This window comes from Rhizocola hellebori, assembly GCF_016862955.1.
Lineage (GTDB): Bacteria > Actinomycetota > Actinomycetes > Mycobacteriales > Micromonosporaceae > Rhizocola > Rhizocola hellebori.
This window is the reverse complement of the sequence record NZ_BONY01000047.1, coordinates 21110-37939: the sequence shown is the minus strand read 5'-3', so window position 1 is coordinate 37939 and position 16830 is coordinate 21110. Positions and strand designations below refer to the sequence as shown.

The 16830-nt window shown below is 67.5% G+C and carries 18 protein-coding genes; 17 read left to right on the top strand and 1 reads right to left on the bottom strand.

The window, feature by feature from the left end; genetic code table 11:
* Positions 1–12: 12 nt before the first annotated feature.
* The 4 genes from Rhe02_RS31475 (at position 13) to Rhe02_RS31460 (ending at position 4611) form a co-directional block, all read left to right on the top strand.
* Complete coding sequence (locus Rhe02_RS31475; protein ID WP_203912053.1) at positions 13–2832, top strand: AfsR/SARP family transcriptional regulator; 2820 nt, start codon at positions 13–15, stop codon at positions 2830–2832.
* Positions 2833–2915: 83 nt separating this feature from the next.
* The gene (locus Rhe02_RS31470; protein ID WP_239124170.1) at positions 2916–3281 is read left to right on the top strand and encodes an ArsR/SmtB family transcription factor; all 366 of its coding nucleotides are present in this window, start codon (positions 2916–2918) and stop codon (positions 3279–3281) included.
* A complete protein-coding gene (locus Rhe02_RS31465) occupies positions 3278–3754 on the top strand; it encodes an SRPBCC domain-containing protein (RefSeq protein ID WP_203912052.1) in 477 nt (158 codons plus the stop codon). The genes Rhe02_RS31470 and Rhe02_RS31465 overlap by 4 nt, the downstream gene beginning before the upstream one ends.
* Positions 3755–3951: 197 nt before the next feature.
* Positions 3952–4611, top strand: a complete 660-nt coding sequence (locus Rhe02_RS31460; RefSeq protein ID WP_203912051.1) for a Type 1 glutamine amidotransferase-like domain-containing protein — start codon at positions 3952–3954, stop codon at positions 4609–4611.
* Here Rhe02_RS31460 and Rhe02_RS31455 read toward each other — a convergent pair.
* The gene (locus Rhe02_RS31455; protein WP_203912050.1) at positions 4608–7229 is read right to left on the bottom strand and encodes a ricin-type beta-trefoil lectin domain protein; all 2622 of its coding nucleotides are present in this window, start codon (positions 7227–7229) and stop codon (positions 4608–4610) included. The genes Rhe02_RS31460 and Rhe02_RS31455 overlap by 4 nt on opposite strands.
* 342 nt (positions 7230–7571) lie before the next feature.
* Between Rhe02_RS31455 and Rhe02_RS31450 the strand changes: the two genes are divergently transcribed.
* The 13 genes from Rhe02_RS31450 (at position 7572) to Rhe02_RS31390 (ending at position 16668) form a co-directional block, all read left to right on the top strand.
* Positions 7572–8681, top strand: a complete 1110-nt coding sequence (locus Rhe02_RS31450; protein WP_203912049.1) for an RICIN domain-containing protein — start codon at positions 7572–7574, stop codon at positions 8679–8681.
* Between the two features lie 300 nt (positions 8682–8981).
* On the top strand, positions 8982–9431 hold the full coding sequence (locus Rhe02_RS31445) for a hypothetical protein (protein WP_203912048.1): 450 nt from the start codon (positions 8982–8984) through the stop codon (positions 9429–9431).
* Between the two features lie 93 nt (positions 9432–9524).
* The gene (locus Rhe02_RS31440; RefSeq protein ID WP_203912047.1) at positions 9525–10058 is read left to right on the top strand and encodes an SMI1/KNR4 family protein; all 534 of its coding nucleotides are present in this window, start codon (positions 9525–9527) and stop codon (positions 10056–10058) included.
* Positions 10059–10198: 140 nt separating this feature from the next.
* Positions 10199–10753, top strand: a complete 555-nt coding sequence (locus tag Rhe02_RS31435) for a hypothetical protein (RefSeq protein ID WP_203912046.1) — start codon at positions 10199–10201, stop codon at positions 10751–10753.
* Entirely contained in the window at positions 10747–11751 is a 1005-nt protein-coding gene (locus tag Rhe02_RS31430; protein ID WP_203912045.1) for a TrmH family RNA methyltransferase, read from the top strand. Before Rhe02_RS31435 ends, Rhe02_RS31430 begins: the two co-directional genes overlap by 7 nt.
* Before the next feature lie 88 nt (positions 11752–11839).
* A complete protein-coding gene (locus Rhe02_RS31425) occupies positions 11840–12271 on the top strand; it encodes a YbaB/EbfC family nucleoid-associated protein (RefSeq protein WP_203912044.1) in 432 nt (143 codons plus the stop codon).
* Between the two features lie 6 nt (positions 12272–12277).
* Positions 12278–12595 (top strand): type VII secretion target, encoded by a 318-nt coding sequence (locus tag Rhe02_RS31420; protein WP_203912043.1) that lies wholly within the window; start codon positions 12278–12280, stop codon positions 12593–12595.
* 10 nt (positions 12596–12605) lie between these two features.
* Entirely contained in the window at positions 12606–13307 is a 702-nt protein-coding gene (locus Rhe02_RS31415) for a hypothetical protein (protein WP_203912042.1), read from the top strand.
* Between the two features lie 7 nt (positions 13308–13314).
* Positions 13315–14025, top strand: coding sequence for a GH-E family nuclease (locus Rhe02_RS31410; protein WP_203912041.1), 711 nt, complete (start codon positions 13315–13317; stop codon positions 14023–14025).
* 11 nt (positions 14026–14036) lie between these two features.
* The gene (locus Rhe02_RS31405) at positions 14037–14786 is read left to right on the top strand and encodes a hypothetical protein (protein WP_203912040.1); all 750 of its coding nucleotides are present in this window, start codon (positions 14037–14039) and stop codon (positions 14784–14786) included.
* Positions 14776–15084: a hypothetical protein gene (locus Rhe02_RS31400; RefSeq protein ID WP_203912039.1), complete on the top strand. Its 309-nt coding sequence runs from the start codon at positions 14776–14778 to the stop codon at positions 15082–15084. The genes Rhe02_RS31405 and Rhe02_RS31400 overlap by 11 nt, the downstream gene beginning before the upstream one ends.
* Positions 15081–15464 carry a thioredoxin family protein gene (locus Rhe02_RS31395; RefSeq protein ID WP_203912038.1) on the top strand — a complete coding sequence of 128 codons (384 nt, stop codon included), beginning with the start codon at positions 15081–15083 and terminating at the stop codon, positions 15462–15464. Before Rhe02_RS31400 ends, Rhe02_RS31395 begins: the two co-directional genes overlap by 4 nt.
* Positions 15465–15759: 295 nt before the next feature.
* Positions 15760–16668, top strand: coding sequence for a DNA-processing protein DprA (locus Rhe02_RS31390; protein ID WP_203912037.1), 909 nt, complete (start codon positions 15760–15762; stop codon positions 16666–16668).
* The last annotated feature ends 162 nt before the right edge of the window (positions 16669–16830 follow it).

Sequence of the window (16830 nt, the reverse complement as noted above, 5' to 3'; positions counted from 1 at the left end):
GGGGGACGGATCATGCAGTGGCGGGTACTCGGTTCGGTGGAGGCGTGGAACGGCGATGCGTGGATGCCGGTACCGGCTGGAAAGCAGCGGGACCTGCTGGCGATCATGCTGATGCATCCGGGCCAGATGCTGGAACGCCGCTGGTTGGTCGAGACGCTGTGGGAAGGCCGCGGCCCGGAGTCGGCGGTACGGCTGTTGCCGCACTATGTTTGGCGTCTGCGTGGGCTGCTGCCCGGCTGCGCCGAACGGCTGCGCGGCGTGCCTTCCGGCTACCTGCTGGAGGTGGCGGCCGGCGACCTCGACAGCGAGCGCTTCGGCGAGCTGTTGGCCCAAGGGCGCCATGCGGCCCGCTCTGGCGAGCCCGATCGGGTGGTCCGCACGCTTTCCGGCGCGCTCGGGCTCTGGCGCGGCCCGGCGCTTGCGGATGCCCGGACGCTGCCCGTGCTCGACGAGGCCGCGCGTCGCCTCGACCAGCAGCGGACCGAAGCCAGGGAAGTGTTCGCCGAAGCATTGCTGGACATTGGACGGTCGGCCGAGGCGGTCACCGAGCTGGTCGAGCTGACAGCGGCCGAGCCGTTCCGGGAGTTGCCGTGGCGGCTGCTGATGCTCGCCTTGCACGGCAGCGGGCGCCGACCCGATGCGCTGGACGCCTTCCAGCGGCTGCGCGCGCTCTGGACAGACGAGCTGGGCATCGAGCCCAGCCAAGAGCTGCACGATCTGCATCGGCGCCTGCTGGCCGACGACCCGACGCTGACGGTGCCGGCCGCGGGCCGGGCGGAGCTGAACGGCCGCCGCCTCGGCACCGCCCCGGGTGTGCCGAAGCAGGTCCCCGCCACCGGAGAACATTTCATCGGCCGGGCCGCCGAGCTGGCGGAGCTGACCCGCCTGGCGGAAGCGGCCGCCGAGATGGGCGGCGCAGTGGTGATCTCGGCGATCGCGGGGACAGCCGGGATCGGCAAGACCGCGCTGGCCGTCCATTTCGCACACCGGATCGCAGATCGCTTCCCGGATGGGCAGCTCTACGTCAATCTCCGCGGCTTCGCTCCAGGCAATTTGCCCACCGACCCGGGCGTAGCGATCCGCAGCTTCCTGGATGCGCTCGGCGTTCCGCTGCAACGCATTCCGGCCGACCTGGACGCGCAGGCCGCCCTCTACCGCACGGTCTTGGCCGGCCGGCGGATGCTGGTGCTGTTGGACAACGCCGGCGACGCCGACCAGGTCCGCTCATTGCTGCCCGGCGCACCGGGCTGCCTGGTCGTGGTCACCAGCCGCAGCAGCCTGGCTGGTCTGGTGGCGACCGAAGGCGCCCGCCCCCTGATTCTGGACCTGCTCGCCCCGGCCGAAGCGGGTGAGCTGCTTGCCCGCCGCCTGGGCCGGGATCGGGTGGCAGCCGAACCGAACGCGGTCGACGAGATCATCACGTTGTGCGCGCGGCTGCCGCTGGCGCTGGCCATCACCGCGGCCCGCGCGGCCACCCGCCCCGACCTGCCGCTTGCCGACATTGCCAAGGAGCTGCGGGAGGGTCAGGGCAGCCTGGACGCCTTCGACACCGGGGACGCGCTGGCCGATGTGCGTACGGTCTTCTCCTGGTCCTACCGCCGGTTGAGTTCCGCGGCCGCACGCGTGTTCCGGCTACTCGGCCTGCACCCGGGACCGGACATCGGGGTGCCCGCCATTGCGAGCCTTGCCGGTCTCCCGCCCCGGTCGACACAGTCCCTGCTGGACGAGTTGGCGCGGGCACACCTCATCCTCGAACACCTTGACGGCCGGTACGTCCTGCACGATCTGCTGCGTGCCTTTGCCGCCGAGATGGCCGACCGGACCGACGCTGAGCCAGACCGGCAAGCGGCGTCGCGCCGCATGCTGGACCATTACCTGCACACGGCGCACACCGCGACCATGCTGCTCGACCCGCACCAGAGCCCGGCCGCACCCGCCGCCGCACAGCCCGGCACCACACCCGAGCGGCTGGCCGACTACCACCAGGCTCTTGCCTGGTTCACCGTCGAGCATTGGGTTCTCGTCGCCGCTGTGGACCACGCGGGCCGGACCGGGTTCGACGCCTACACCTGGCAACTGGCCGGGGCAATGCGGTCTTTCTTCGACCGGCGCGGGCACTGGCAGGACTGGGCCGACACGCACCGTGCCGCCCTGGACGCCGCCCGCCGGATGGCCGACCGGCCTGCGCAGGCTTACGCCTGCCGCGGCATCGGCGGGGCCTACACCCGGCTCACCCAGTACGACCACGCCGCCACCTACCTGCGGCTGGCACTGGACATCTATCTGGACATCGGCGATGTCACCAGCGCGGCCCGGACGCACCTGAGCCTGGCCATCGTGCTGGAGCGTCAGGGCCGCTACGCCGACGAGCTAGACCAGGCGAAGCACGCCCTTGACCGGTACCGGGCCGTCGGCGACCGGGTGGGGGAGGCCAACGCTCTCAACGCGGTCGGCTGGTCATACGCCCTGCTCGGGCAGTGTGACCAGGCGCTGGACTTCTGCCAGCAGGCAGTCGCCCGGCACAAGGAACTCGGCGACCGGCACGGTCAGGCCGCCGCCTGGGACAGCCTCGGCTACGCCCACCATCGCAACGGAGACCACGATCGGGCCATTGCCTGCTTTCAGCACGTTGTCGAGATCGACCGTGAGCTTGGCGACCTCTTCGGTGAGGCCGACACGCTCGGCCGGCTGGGCGACGCGCACGATGCCGCCGGCTCGCCCGAAGCGGCCCGCGCGGCCTGGCAGCAGGCCGTGGAAATCCTTGACGGGCTTGGCCATCCGGACGCCGACCGGATCCGCGCGAAGCTTGACGCCAAAGCGGCAGGACCCTGATTCAGGTCGAGCTGGTGCATCGAAATCGCGACACTGAAGCATCCACTTGACTATCTCCGTCGGCTTGCCCAATACTTAAGCTCATGCTTGCCTATGCTCCCGACCTGGATCGGGTGTTCCAGGCGCTGGCCGACCCTGGCCGGCGGCTTATGGTCGATCGGCTTAGCCGCGGCCCGGCGTCGGTGAGTGAGCTCGGCAGGCCGCTGGCCATGACGCTGGCCGCGGTCCTGCAACACGTTCAGGTGCTGGAGGCGTGCGGCCTGGTCCGGTCGGCCAAGCTTGGCCGCACCCGCACCTGCAGCATCAACCCGGCGGCCCTGCGTTCGGCGGAGAGCTGGATCGCCGACCGGCGCACCATGGTCGAGCGCAACCTGGACCGGCTCGGCGAATACCTAGCCGCGACCGCCGACCAGCCAGACCCGACCAGCCACGCTGAGGGGCAGCAATGACCGATCGTTGCGTCATTCACGACACGTTCTCGATCGAGCGGACCTACCCAGCCACTCCGTCGCGAGTGTTCGCCGCCTTCGCCTCCGCGAAGGCCAAAGACGCCTGGGGATCCGTCAGCGAGCACGAAATCGCGGACGGCGCGGCGGGCGAGCAGCAGTTCGACTTCCGGCCAGGCGGCCGGGAACTCTTCGGTGTCAAGGCTCGCGGCGCGACCTACCGGTACGACGCCAGGTACTACGACATCGTGCCGGACCACCGAATTGTCTACAGCTATGAGATGTACGCCGACGACGTGCGGATCTCAGTGTCGGTCGCCACCATCGAGCTCGCGAAGAGCGCGGCCGGCACGACGCTGACCTGGACCGAGCAGGGTGTCTATCTGGACGGCATCGACGGCGCACAGGCGCCCGCGCTGCGCGTCGGTGGCACCAACGAACTCCTCGACGGGTTGGCCCGATACCTAGCCAGCTGAGTGGATCCGACCAGTTTTCCCGTGATCGCTGGGACGGCCGCTGGGACCTCGGTGTCCGCAACGGCGCCGTGGTCTCCAAGACGTCCCGCTCCCAGCTCGTGGTCTTCGAGGTGAGACCAGACAAGGCATACGCGTACGCCAAGGGCGGCCCCTTCAGCCAGACCACCTACCACCTCTAGACACGAATTGGAGTCATCTTGAAGCTCTTACTGACCTCAGGCGGCGTCACCAATCCCAGCATCCAATCGGCGCTCGTGCAGCTTTTGGGTAAGCCGATCGGCGAGTGCCGCGCCCTGTGCATCCCGACAGCACAATGGGGTCACCCGATGTGTGGTCCGACATCGGTACGGGGCTTCGTCGCCGCCGAACCCGATTTTCGGCACCTGTCCGGCCTGGGCTGGGCGTCGCTCGGTGTCCTCGAGCTCACCGCGTTGCCCACCATCGGCGCGCAGCGATGGGTTCCCTGGGCCCGGGAGGCCGACGTGCTGCTGGTCGACGGCGGCGACGCAACATACCTGTGCCACTGGATGCGCGAGTCGGGGCTGGCCGATCTGCTGCCCTCGCTGCCCGACACGGTCTGGGTGGGAGTCAGCGCCGGAAGCATGGTGATGACGCCCCGGATCGGAACGTACTTCGTCGAGTGGACGTCCGCGCCGGACGACCGAACCCTGGGAGTCGTCGATTTCTCGATCTTCCCGCACCTGGACGCTTTCCCCACGAACACCCTTGCTGACGCACAGCGGTGGGCGGCCGAAATCGGCGGGCCGGCCTATGCCATCGACGAACAGACGGCGATCAAGGTCGTCGATGGCTCCGTCGAGGTGATCTCCGAAGGGAAATGGACGAAGTTCGGCTAGAGGCGTGCCCATCTCTGGTTGGCGGCGCCCGTACACGGCCAGATCACGAGCAGGGTGCCGTTGGCCGTGCCCTGGCCGGTGGCGTCGAGGCACTTGCCGGAGGCGACGCCCACGACCGAACCGTCCGAGCGTACCCGCCATTGCTGGGCGGCCGAGCCATTACAGTCCCAGCTGCGCACCGCGGTGCCGTCGGCGCTGGATCCCCCGGCCGCTTCCAGGCATTTGAGGCCGAACACCACCAGCTGATTGGAGACCGACGAGGTCCAGATCTGGTTGGCGGCGCCATGGCAGTCCCACAGTGCGGGCCTGGTTCCGTTGGCCTGGTTGCTGTTCGGAACGTCCACGCATCGGCCGGACTGCTGTCCCTTGAGCACTCCGGGCACGGGGTTGCGGGCCCATTTCTGATTGGCGGAGCCGGAACAGGTCCAGATGATGAGCCCGGTGCCGTTGGCCAGCCCATGGTCGAAGGCGTCAAGGCACTTGCCCGAGGCCGGATTGACGACTGAGCCGTCGCCGTTGACACTCCATTGCTGCGCGCCGGAGTTGTTGCAGTCATAGATCTGTACGACCGTGCCGTTGGCTGTGCCGGAGCTGCGAACGTCGAGGCACTTGCCGCCGAAGATGGTGAGCTGCCCGGCGGGAGTGGAGGTCCAGCTCTGATTCGCGCCACCGCTGCAGTCCCACAGGTTCACCGGGGTGCTGTTGGCCTGGCTGCCTCCGGGCACGTCGATGCACAGCCCGGACTCGTGGCCTTTGAGAATGCCACCCGCGGCACCGGTGCCACAGGTGGTGAGCCCGGCCGTATAAGCGCAAAGGACGGTGGCGAAACCACCACGCGTGGGCATGGGCACTGACAGAGTGTCGGCGCTGGTGACGACACGCGTCTCGCGCAGCAGCGAACCGGTTCCGTCGCGGACGGTCTCGGCCAGCCACTGCCCACCACCGAGGAACGTCAGCGGGGTGCTGAACGTCTTGGCGGAGAGGGCGGAAACCCCTGCCACATACCACTTCCCAGCGTTGCGACGGGCCAGGTAAGCCTCGCGTCCCGGGCGTCCGGCGAGAAGGCGGGTCTCCTCCCAGGCGGACGGAAGCTGGTTGAGGATTCGCAGAGCCTCGGGCCTTGCTTCGTAACTGCCCGGGTTGTCGGCGTCGTGCTGCCAACCGGATTCGAACACGATCGCCGTGGCCAGCTCGTGGGCGTCGGTCGTGTCGCGGTTGCTGATGCTGAAGGTGACCGGGGTGAAGTCCATGCTGGAAATGGCGTTGCGGGTGAAGGGCAGGATGGTGTTGAGGGCGGCCCGGTTGGCTTGCTGCTCGGCTCCGTATACAGCCTCGGCCGTCATCACGTGTGGCCAGGTGCGCTGCATGCCGCGTGGGGTGGCGCTGCCGTGGAAGTTGGCCATCAGCTGCAGCTGCGCGGTGCGGGCCAGCACGGCGTCGTACCACTGCAGCGTCGGCTGGGTGAACTGGAAGCTGAAGTCAATCTTCACGCCGGCCACACCCCAGCTTTTGACCAGCGGCAGCCACTGTTCGCGTTGCTGCGGGGTTTGCAAGCTGGCGGAGTTGAACCACAGGATGACTGCGACGCCACGGGCGCGGGCGTAGGCGACGACATCCGGTGCCCAGCTGAACTGCCATCCTTCGTCGATGAGCACGTAACCCCAGCCGTTGCGTTGCGCGAAGTCGATGTACTGGCGCTGCCGCGCGGGATCGGACGGGCTGGAATGCTCGGTGAGCCACGACCAGGCCACCGTTCCGGGCCTGACCCATGAGGTGTCGGCCACTTTGGACGGTGTGGCGAGGTCGTCAACGAGCGTGGATTCGGTGACAGTTTTGAGGTCCCCGATCGCGGCGGTGCGCCAAGGGCTGGAAAGCGGCAGCGTCGTGGCGATGGTGGGGCTGGCCAACGCGATGGTGAACGTCCCGGTGCCGGTCAGATGGGACAAGCTCGCCGCGGCGTAGCGTCCATCCACATCGGACTCGGCTAACAGGGCGAAGGTGCCGCCGACGTCGAACAGCGCCGGAGCTGGATAAGTGGCAGTGGCAGCCCCACCGGCCGTGGTTTCGAACCACACGCCCTGATCCTCGGCGTGCGCGGGCGACAGCCAGGCCGGGGCCGAGGCGGGCACGGCCCACGCCGACGCCTCCCGCCGCACGGTCACCGACCCGGTACCCGGCAGGACGTAGCGGTAAGCGACGCCGGTCGCGGATACGCGAACCACCACGTCAAGGCGCGCTCCGCCGATGCCTGTGAAGGACAGAACCGTTTCGTTGTACGAGGTTTGGCGGTTGCGCTGCTTGCCGGTCGGCATCGTGTAGGTCTCGGTGACCGTGCGGTCCTGCCGCTGGCTGAACGACAGGTTGCGGGTGAGATCCACTGCTGCGGTCTCGACGCCCAGCGGCGCAGGCGAAAGCACAGTGACGCCGTTTCGCGCCGCGGAGAACGTCAGCAGGCCGCCGTCGAGGGAGACGCTGGCTGTCAGGGCGGCGCCGCCGGGGGCGGTGACGGTCCAGGTGAGCGGCGCGGCGAAGGCCCGGCCGGGGTTCAGCACCACGGCGATGACCACCGCAACGAGCGCGGCCAAGACCTGGCGACGGTGACGGCTAGGTGTGGGCACGAGTTCCTCCATGCAGCGGGACAACGTTGTACCGGTGCATGGATGCCCGCCGCTTGCGGCATGCCCCTTCACCGGCCTTCGCCGTGGTGAATTTCCTCTGGGTGAACCCGGGCACGCCGCTGCCTGGCGAGCCAACTTTACGATTCTTTTATTTCGATGTCCAGATGTTTCTGCCAGGTCGGACTTAGTTCGGGCCTTGCGACAAAAGTTTTGGGACGGCCATCCCGGCGGGACAGCTCTTGACATCCATTTCTTTACATGTTTGCAATAGTTCCGAGCCTGCCAGGTACCCGACCACTATTGACAACGTTGCCTTCACTTGTCCATCAGAGAGGACCCGCTATGCGATGGAACCTCAGGCGGCTCGGTGCCGCCGGGATCGGCCTGGCATTGGCCGCCGGGCTGTCACTGGCCGTCGCCGCCCCGGCGCAGGCCGAGTCCAACGGCGGCGTAAGGATAATGCCGCTTGGCGACTCGATCACCGATGGCTTCAATGTGCCCGGCGGATACCGTATCGGGCTGTGGCAGCGACTCGCCGCCGCAGGCACCCTGACCGACTTCGTCGGTTCGGGAGTGAACGGGCCTGCCAACCTCGGCGACCACGACCACGAAGGTCACTCCGGCTGGCGCATCGACCAGCTCGACGCGAACATCGTCGGCTGGATACGGGCCGCGAATCCTCGCACGATCCTGCTGCACATCGGCACCAACGACATCGGCCAAAACTTCGACGTACCCAACGCGCCGGCCCGGCTGTCCGCGCTGATCGACAAGATCCGTGTCAATGCGCCGCTGGTCGAGCTGTTCGTGGCTCAGCTGGTGCCGCGCAGCAACGCCGGCCAGGAAGCCCAGTCGCAGACGTTCAACGCCGCCCTGCCCGGCATCGTCGCGCAGAAGGGGCCCCGCACCCACCTGGTCGACCAGCACACCGGCTTCACCACCGCCGACCTCGCCGACGGCCTGCACCCCAACGCGGGCGGCTACGACAAGATGGCGGCGCGCTGGTACGCGGCGATGCAATCGGTGCCGGGCAGCCTCTCGTCGGTGGCCGTGCCCCCCGTCGGCTCAGCCGCGCTTCTGTCCAACCCACAGTCCAAGCGCTGCATGGACGTTTCCGGCGGCGCCAACACCCAGGGCGCCCAAGTGCACCTCTGGGACTGCCACGGCAACGCCAACCAGCGCTGGACGCGCACTGCCGCAGGCGAGCTTCGCATCTTCGGCGACCGCTGCCTCGACATCAACGCCAACGGCACCGCCAACGGCACAAAGGTTCAGATCTGGCCCTGTAACAACACTTCCGCCCAGCGCTTCACCTTCAACGCCGACGGCACCATCGTCGGCGCCGGCTCGGGCAAATGCATAGACGTCAACGCCAGCGGCACCACCAACGGCACCCTCATCCAGCTGTGGGCGTGCAACGGCACCGGCGCACAGCGCTGGTCGCCCCGCTAAGGATCGCCATTCGGAAAGCGGGCAGCACCCCAGACGTGGGTGCTGCCCGCCTGCGCGTGTGCGGCAAAACCAATGGACCGAAGCCGTTGAATGAAAGAACATGGGTTACCGCGGTTGATGACTTCGCCGACTAGCTATGGTTTGGGGGGTGAGAACTAAATGTCCGGGCGGTGGCGCAGGATCAAGGGCGGCCTTCCGAATGTCCTCGTAGGGGCTCAGCTGGTGCGGGTCAGACGAAGCATCGCAGGCTGCGACGAGCTTCGAGGGTACGTGCTCGCATGGTCGCCCCGCTGGACCCTCATGGCCGATGTGGACGACGAAATCTACCTCAACGGGTGGGTGGCCTTCCGCACGAAACATCTGGAAGCGCTGGAAACGAGTGGCTCCAAGGAGCGGTTCATACAAAAGGCACTTTCGCTTCGGGATCAATGGCCACCGAGGCTTCCGGATCCACCGATCGCGCTCGGCAGCACCCGTGAGCTTCTGCTGTCAACCGCAAAGTATCCACTGACCACTTTGCTTGTGGAAGAGTGCGACCCGCAGGTCGCCTATATCGGTGTGCCACAGGCAATCGGCCAGAAGTCGCTATCGTTGCGTGAAATTTCCCCGTCGGCCAAGTGGTCGAAAACCCTTACGCGATACCGGTATCGGGACCTGACGAGAATCGAAGTAGGCGCGAAATACGAGGACGCCCTCTTCTCCGTCGCAGGCCCACCCCGAGCCCACGGCAAACACAGCGGTTCGGCATAGTGGATCGGTGCCTAACCTGGACTTCTACGCCGTCGGTGCTGACCTGAGGCCGCGCGGCTCATCGCCGGCCTCGTCCTGTTACCGTCGCCCGGCATGAGAGATGGGGTTATGCGGCTGGCCCACGAGGCGGTTCGGCCGCCCGGAACGTCGTTTCCCGGTGGCGCCGACGAGGCCGAGATCGCCGATCTGCAACAAGCCGCCGGTCTGACACTTCCAGCCGATCTGGTGGACTGGCTGCGTGTGTGCAAGGGCGATCTCATCGGACCTGGTGGCCTCTACGGTGTGCAGGACAGCCCCACGGTGACTGGCATCGCCAGCGTCCTCGGCTGGTTCCCGAACTGGCGCGAACGCGGCTGGCTTCCCGTGGCCGGCGACGGCAACGGCGACCACTACGTCCTCATCACCAGCGGCGAGCTGAGCGGTTGCGTCGGATTCGTCGACCAGGCCGATTTCGAGGCAATCGGCTACGTCGTGGCCACCAACCTGTGGACCTTCCTGTGGTTCCTGCTGGGCCGGGAGGCCGGTGACCGCCGGTGGCCTTTCGACCGCAACCACGTCGTCGCCCACGACCCAGCCATGGCCACCATCCCCGCACACCTGCAACCATGGACCAAGGCGACCGCCTGAAATCCCGCCATCCTGGCCGAAGTCGCCACCGGCTCAACGCACCTCGCGACGCGATGAGGGGCGCACGGCGGGTGTGGAGTCGGCGAAAACCCGGTGGCGTGCTGTGCGGTTTGGCTGTTAGGTAGTTCCAGTGAGTGCTGTTGAGTCGTAGCCTGCGCACCGATCCGTACCTGTTGCGCGCCACCCGCCGGGCCAAGGCCCATGTGCCCGTGCGGGTCTGCCCGCCGCGAGCCGGGTTCGTGCATCCAGCCGACCCTGGCGACATCGCTGGGATCCTGACTTTCTTTGGGCCGGCCGCTGTGTACGGCGTGCGTGGGGTCGAGCTGCGGCAGCAGCCTGCGGCGGGTGCCGGTGTGGCTGTCGCGATGCTGCGGGTGCCAGGGCTTGTGCTGTTGTTTGAGCAGCCTATGTCCCCGTGGGACCTGTCCGGTCAGCTCACCGACATGGCCACGGCACGCTTGCAGCGCGCAGGCGCCCGGGTGACACCCAGCCACACCGGCGTCAGGGTCGATTGGCCCGGCAGCACCCTGCGCGACTTCATGCTTTTCGACGGTCTCATGCACGAGATCGGCCACCACATGATCCAGCATGCCGCTGGCAAGCACCGCACCCGCGCGATGCGTACCGCCGACCATGAACGCCGCGCGGACGAGTACGCCGTGCGAGCGCGGCGCATCTGGGCGGCACAATGGTGAGCACGCGCGCCCACCTGATCGGCGATGGTGTGGAGAACCCCGCCAACGCGCTAGCTCTCGCTGAAGCCGCGCGGATGTTTGCCATATCGTGCAGCTTCCGCGACACCCGGGGCCTGGCCGAACAGCTTCCGGATTTGTCTACTGTGGACACAGCTGCGCTGTTGGGTGGCCCTGGCCAGCTCATCGCCGTGGACAACACGCCAGGGGCGGAGTCGGTGTACCGTGCCGGGCTGCTGCACGACGGGGCATCCGTCGTGGTCGGCAACGAGCGCCGCGGCGTGCGGCCCGACGTTCTGCGCGCCGCCGCCAGAACAGTGCAGATCCCTATGCCGGGCCACGGCGTCAACACGCTCAACGTGGCCACCGCAGCGGCTGTGGCCCTGTACTACCTGCTCGATGCGAATGGCCGGCGCCAAGCACGCGCCCCGCGCCCCGAGACGCACCGTCCAGCCCTGCTGCTGGCCGCGCCGCGTGACCACGTCGAGGCGGGAAGTTCACTGCGTTCGGCCGCCGCATTCGGCTGGCAGACCGTCACCGTCGACGACCGTGAGAAGGTGTGGTTCGGCACGCCACGTCCGGTGCGCAATGAGGCCCGAGCGGCCGCGCGCAGCCACCGCAACCCGCTGCGGGTCGTGCCGGCCGGTGACGCCTGGTCGCCGCCACCGGGCAGCCGAGTTGTCATCTGTACACCAGATGCCGATGGTCCGCCCTTACATCGCACCGAACTGACCGGCGCCGGCACCGTGCTCGTCCTCCCAGACGGCCACGGTTGGCAGCACCCACCGGGCGCCCAGTTCGCCCGCGTCGCCGTGCCTGGCGAAGCCGGCCGCTATCGTCTCCTGACGGGCATCGTGCTCGCCGAGGCAGCCCGCCAGCTCGGCATCCGGACCACAGCGCATCGCCCACCACGGCGCGGCCTGTCCTACCGCAGCGTGCTGGACCAGACCACTTCACCGGACATCGACCTGGTTCAACAGTGGGAACTGGCGCAATACTGAGCATCCGTGGGCGCTCGGTCTTTTTTGTGTCCTCGTTCACCTGCTAACGTCCGACTACATATCCATGTCGGACGATCAAGGGGGGCGGATGTGGGGCGGTGACCCGGGTGCGGGCGGTCTGCTGGATCCAGACAGCGCCCACGAGCAGGTCGCGCGATGGCGCGACCGCGTCGACCGGATGGCCAGTGACACGAAGGCTATGAGCGACCGGCTGCGGCAGGCGCAGGTGACCGCGACCGACGTCAATGGCATGGTCGAGGTGACGGTCGACGTCAGCGGCCGGCTGGTGAACCTGCGGCTGAATGAGCGTGCCCGGCGTGCTTCGCCCGAGGCGATAGCCGCGACCATCATGCAGACCATTGCGATGGCTGCTGGGCAGATGGGGGAGCGGGCACAGCAGATCATCACCGAGACGATGGGGGAGGAGTCCGCGGCCGGACGCGAGATGGCCCAGCGGATGGTGCAACACCTGCGGCCGCCCGATCAGGCGGCGGGTGACGAGCGCGAGCGGTGGAGGTGAGCTGAGATGGCGGAAGGGTTCCAGATAGCAGCGGAGCAGGTGCGAGGGCACGCGCGCAACATCGATGCCATTCACGACCGGTTCCGTGCGGTCAGGGCGGCCAGCGCCCACATCACGCAGAACGACGCCGCCTACGGCACGTTGTGCCAGTGGATGCCGCGGGTGCTGGAGAGCCGGCACAAGCGCCAAGACGAGCTGCTGGCCTACGTCGAGGAGAACCTTTCGCTGGTGGCACATGGCCTGCGCCGGACGGCGGAGCTTTACGAGAGCGCCGACAACTCGAACGCCGAATCGATCAACGCGGTGGCGGCGGACCTGTGGTGAGGTGGGTGCGGTGACTGATACGTCGCTCGTCGCCGATGTGGTATCGACGCGGCAACCGTGGACAGGGGCGATGCTGCCCGACGCGATCCAGGGCCTGGTCGACGCGATCCGCAGCGAGGGCTGGGTGGATGACGCGCTGGCCGGCGCCGGGCTGGCGCTCGAGGTTGCGGGCACCTACATCGACCCGTTGAGCGCCCTGGTGGCCAACGGTCTGGGCTGGGCGATGGAGTACTTCCAGCCGCTGCGCCAGATCCTCGACTCGCTGCTGGGCATGCCCGACGTGGTGGCCTCGCATGCGGCGACCTGGAGCAACATGGCCGGCGAGCTGCAGCGGATGACTGAAGACCTGCAGCTGCACCTCGGCCGGGACATGCCCGAATGGCAGGGCGACCGGGCCGTCGACTACCAGGAGCTGATGGTCCACAACGTGGAGGCGCTGGGCGGGCTGGCCGGTGCCTCGGAGGCGATGGCGGCTGCTACCACGGGTGCGGGCAACCTGGTGATGTTCACCCGCGACCTCGTCCGTGACCTCATCGCCGACCTGGTGGCACGGGTGGTCGTGTGGGCACTCGAGGCCCTCACCGTGATCGCGATCCCGGCCGTCGCCGTGCAGATCGTCGCCGCCGTGACAAAGTGGACCGGTCGCGTACTCATGTATGTCAACGCTTTGATCACTAGCCTGACGAATCTCAACAAGCTGGTGAACGGGTGATGCGCCGATGACGCCGAGACCCCGTCGGCCGCGCACCCACGGCGGTGACGGCACCACGCCACGCCCCCACGGCGACGATGGCACGACGCCGCGCAGGCCGCGTGTCTCGACTGCCGTGCCGAGCGTGAGGCAGGCGCATACGTCGGTCACCCAGGCCGCGCAACTGGGCAGGCCCGGCAACCCGGGATCGCCGGGGGCGATGCGCAGGCAGACAGCGGCCCCCACCACCCGGACACCCGGCCAAGGCCAGCTGCCCCCGGGGCACCGCTACGACGCCGAGGGTTTCGTGCGCGGGCCGGACGGCCGCTACGCCCGGGACCCGAACCACGTGCCCGGAACACGCGACAGGTCGACCGAGTACCCCAGCGGTTATAGGCAGGGCACGCACGACCAGATGGCCGCCAGGTACACCGACGAGGGTCAGCGGGCCGGTGGCGTGCCGGTCGACGCCCAAGGCAGGCGGATTCCGCCCGAGCAGCTCACCTGGCGCGACGAACAAGGCCGCCGGATCCCTTACGACCAGCTCACCTACGACCACCGGCCGCCCGTCGTCGAGCATTGGAACTCAGGAGGGCGCAACGCTTCCCGAGCCGATCGCATCGATTGGTACAATGATCCAGATCATCTGAGACCGATGCGGGGTTCCGAGAACTCGGCTGCGGGTGGTCGCTTGCGCCAGCGCTACAGTCAGGACGTTGGCCCCAACTATTCCGAGTAGCGTGGAGTGTCATGGTCGATATCGCTGCCGCAGTGCAGGGGTTCCCCGAGGCCGCGCCGCTGGCCGGGCTGAGCGGCGCATGGAAGTGGTCGGCCGGCAGGTTCCACTTTGCTCTCGCGCTCAGCCCCGAAGGCGACCGTGCGTTCCAGCTCAACTGCCGCGGCACCTGGGAGCCTGACCTCGCGATCGCCGTGCTGACCTTCGCCCGAGCCCACAGTGAGACGGTGCTGGCCGCCGCACCGCTGGCCGTGGTGGAGGGATTCGCCTCGCCGACGGCGACACCTTTCGATGTGGTCGGCGCCGCCATCCCAGCTGTGCATCGCTACCTGGAGTTCGACAACGCTGAGCTCAACGAGGTCTGCTACGCAGTTTTTCCTGGGTACCGTTGCGAGTTCTCCGGTTTGGAGACCCAGCCGGAGGCGGTCTACCGCTTCGACAGCATGCTCGACCCGGCGAACCTGCAACGGCAGCCTTCGCCCTGGGTGCGGATGCGGTTCGACAATCCGAAGACCGGTGCCGGCAGTATCGGTTCGGAGCTGGGCATCGCGTCGGCGGAGATTCTGCTGCGGGAGCTGCGCGACCTCGAGCTCGCCGATGGCGCCTTCATCGAGCTGGAGAACTTCCGCGGCGAGACACGCCGGGTGCTGTGGTCCGGCGCCCTGCAGCTCGAAAACGGCGACGAGACCCGCGTGATGCAGATGGCGGAGTTGCTCGCGTGGGCCCACCGGTTCGTCTACGAAGGAATCGACAGTGCGACTTGAGATCGACGGTGAGCCGGCGGCGAACAACCCCACGGCCGCAGACATCCGCAAAACGCTGAAGCGGCTCGACCCTTCCGGGCCGGCGTGGGCTGTCCTGGACATCAGATCCGATTACTACATCCAGACCCGGGTCTTCGACGACGGTGATTTCGCCGTGGAGTACAGGGAGGGCGGCGTGGATCAGCACTACAAAGCCTTCGGCTCCCGCGAGGCCGTCGTCGACGCGTTCGTCGACTATCTGGGCAGCGGCAACCGCTGGCGCACCGCCTTCGAATGGCGGCGGGTGGACCTGACATGACCGATGCGGCAGAAACCGCGGGCATCGTGCTCGCGGTCACCGACGCCACGTACCACGAAGAGATTCTCAACAACCGGGGTCTCATCATCGTGGCGTTCATGACTCAAGACGACAGCAGCTGCCGAGCCTTGCGTCCCATCCTGGCCGACCTCGCCCGCGAGCGGGCCGGCCGTCTCGTCGTGGCCACGGTGGACGTCGCCGCAAACCCTTCCGTCGCACAATCATGGGGCATCGCCGACGTCCCGGTCATGCTGCTGCTGCACCGAGGCAGATTGGAACGCGTCCTGCGCGGCGTGCGTCCCCTGGCCCGGCTCATCCGTGAGATCGACGAGGCATCCGCCGACCCCGCGCCAGCCAACCGCTACACCGCCCTCGGCTGACACACCGGCCCAATGCCGCAAGGTCGCGCCGAATACTGGCCCACCAGCGGATCAACAACGTTGGTGACATCCATTCCCGTGTACGCGTTCGCGATCCGGGTCAGCATTCGACATCCACGATGAACCAACAAGGCTGCCGGTGGCTGGCAGCGAGCGTGCTGTTAGATCCGTGGGCGACAAGCGTGATCTGTTCGAGTTCTGTCGTACGGCCATCGCAGGATGTTCCGCATGGTGATCCATCCGAAACTGCCGAGGGACGAGACCTTGGTGGCTGCCTATCGCCTAGGCTGTGCTCATGAGCGCTGATCTACACGAGCAGGCCACGCTGGTCGCGCTGTTGCGCTCCCGACCGGACGGGATGAGCTGGCCAGACATCACCACGGAAGTCGTTGCCGCCGGATCTGCCAGCCAGCTGTGGGAACGGCTGCAGCCACTGGTTCTGCTGCCGCCACCAGGTGAGGCCGACCCTGTCGAGCAGGCAGCCTCCGACATCGCCGCTTGGCAGGCAGAAGGCCTGATCTTCGCTACGGTCCTGGACTCGTCGTACCCGGTCCGGCTACGTGGTATCCACCAGGCCCCGCCGGTGCTGTTCGGCAGAGGTGACCTGAAGGACGAGGACACCGCGGTCTCCGTGGTCGGTTCCCGCAAGGCAAGCTCTCGAGGTCTGGCCATGGCGACGGCGATCGCCAGCGAACTCGCCGCCCAGAACGTCACGGTGATCGCGGGGCTTGCCCTGGGCATTGACACCGCCGCTCACCAGGCCGCCCTTAGCCGAGGTGCCAGGACAGTGGCGGTTATCGGCACCGGGATCCGCATGTACTACCCCGCGCAGAACCGTGAGCTGCAGGACGAGATCGCATCCCGCGGTCTTGTGCTGTCGCAGTTCTGGCCCGATGCCCCGCCGCAGCGGCACACCTTCCTGATGCGTAACGCCACCATGTCCGGTTATGGCATCGCGACCGTGGTGGTGGAGGCGGGAGAAACCAGTGGAGCCCGTGCTCAAGCGCGGATGGCTGTGGAGCACGGTCGGCCTGTCATCTTGACCGACTTGGTTGTGGATAACAATCAGTGGGCCAAAGCTCTCATCGGCAGGCCCGGTGTGCATGTTGCACATGGCCTGCGCGATGTGATGGCCGTCATCGATCAGCTTCGTTCGTCGCGGGCTGAAGAAGACGATCTCATCCGTCGCCTCATCCGGGCGTGACGTGTTCCGCCTGCCCAGCCTTGATCGAATCACGGACCTGCTGATCAGCCGGGCAGGTGGATACCTGCGCAACACCGTCCGCGAACCGCAGATCACCTGCCACGTCTGCAGTACGCCCGTAGCTGGGTTCAAGCTTTGCGTCGCCTGCCACAAACACACAGC

Coding starts and splice junctions, on each gene's coding strand:
- Rhe02_RS31405 (WP_203912040.1), top strand. CDS start 14,037: ATGGTCGATATCGCTGCCGCAGTGCAGGGGTTCCCCGAGGCCGCGCCG.
- Rhe02_RS31450 (WP_203912049.1), top strand. CDS start 7,572: ATGCGATGGAACCTCAGGCGGCTCGGTGCCGCCGGGATCGGCCTGGCA.
- Rhe02_RS31430 (WP_203912045.1), top strand. CDS start 10,747: ATGGTGAGCACGCGCGCCCACCTGATCGGCGATGGTGTGGAGAACCCC.
- Rhe02_RS31390 (WP_203912037.1), top strand. CDS start 15,760: ATGAGCGCTGATCTACACGAGCAGGCCACGCTGGTCGCGCTGTTGCGC.
- Rhe02_RS31445 (WP_203912048.1), top strand. CDS start 8,982: ATGGCCGATGTGGACGACGAAATCTACCTCAACGGGTGGGTGGCCTTC.
- Rhe02_RS31475 (WP_203912053.1), top strand. CDS start 13: ATGCAGTGGCGGGTACTCGGTTCGGTGGAGGCGTGGAACGGCGATGCG.
- Rhe02_RS31465 (WP_203912052.1), top strand. CDS start 3,278: ATGACCGATCGTTGCGTCATTCACGACACGTTCTCGATCGAGCGGACC.
- Rhe02_RS31395 (WP_203912038.1), top strand. CDS start 15,081: ATGACCGATGCGGCAGAAACCGCGGGCATCGTGCTCGCGGTCACCGAC.
- Rhe02_RS31425 (WP_203912044.1), top strand. CDS start 11,840: ATGTGGGGCGGTGACCCGGGTGCGGGCGGTCTGCTGGATCCAGACAGC.
- Rhe02_RS31440 (WP_203912047.1), top strand. CDS start 9,525: ATGAGAGATGGGGTTATGCGGCTGGCCCACGAGGCGGTTCGGCCGCCC.
- Rhe02_RS31420 (WP_203912043.1), top strand. CDS start 12,278: ATGGCGGAAGGGTTCCAGATAGCAGCGGAGCAGGTGCGAGGGCACGCG.
- Rhe02_RS31410 (WP_203912041.1), top strand. CDS start 13,315: ATGACGCCGAGACCCCGTCGGCCGCGCACCCACGGCGGTGACGGCACC.
- Rhe02_RS31470 (WP_239124170.1), top strand. CDS start 2,916: ATGCTTGCCTATGCTCCCGACCTGGATCGGGTGTTCCAGGCGCTGGCC.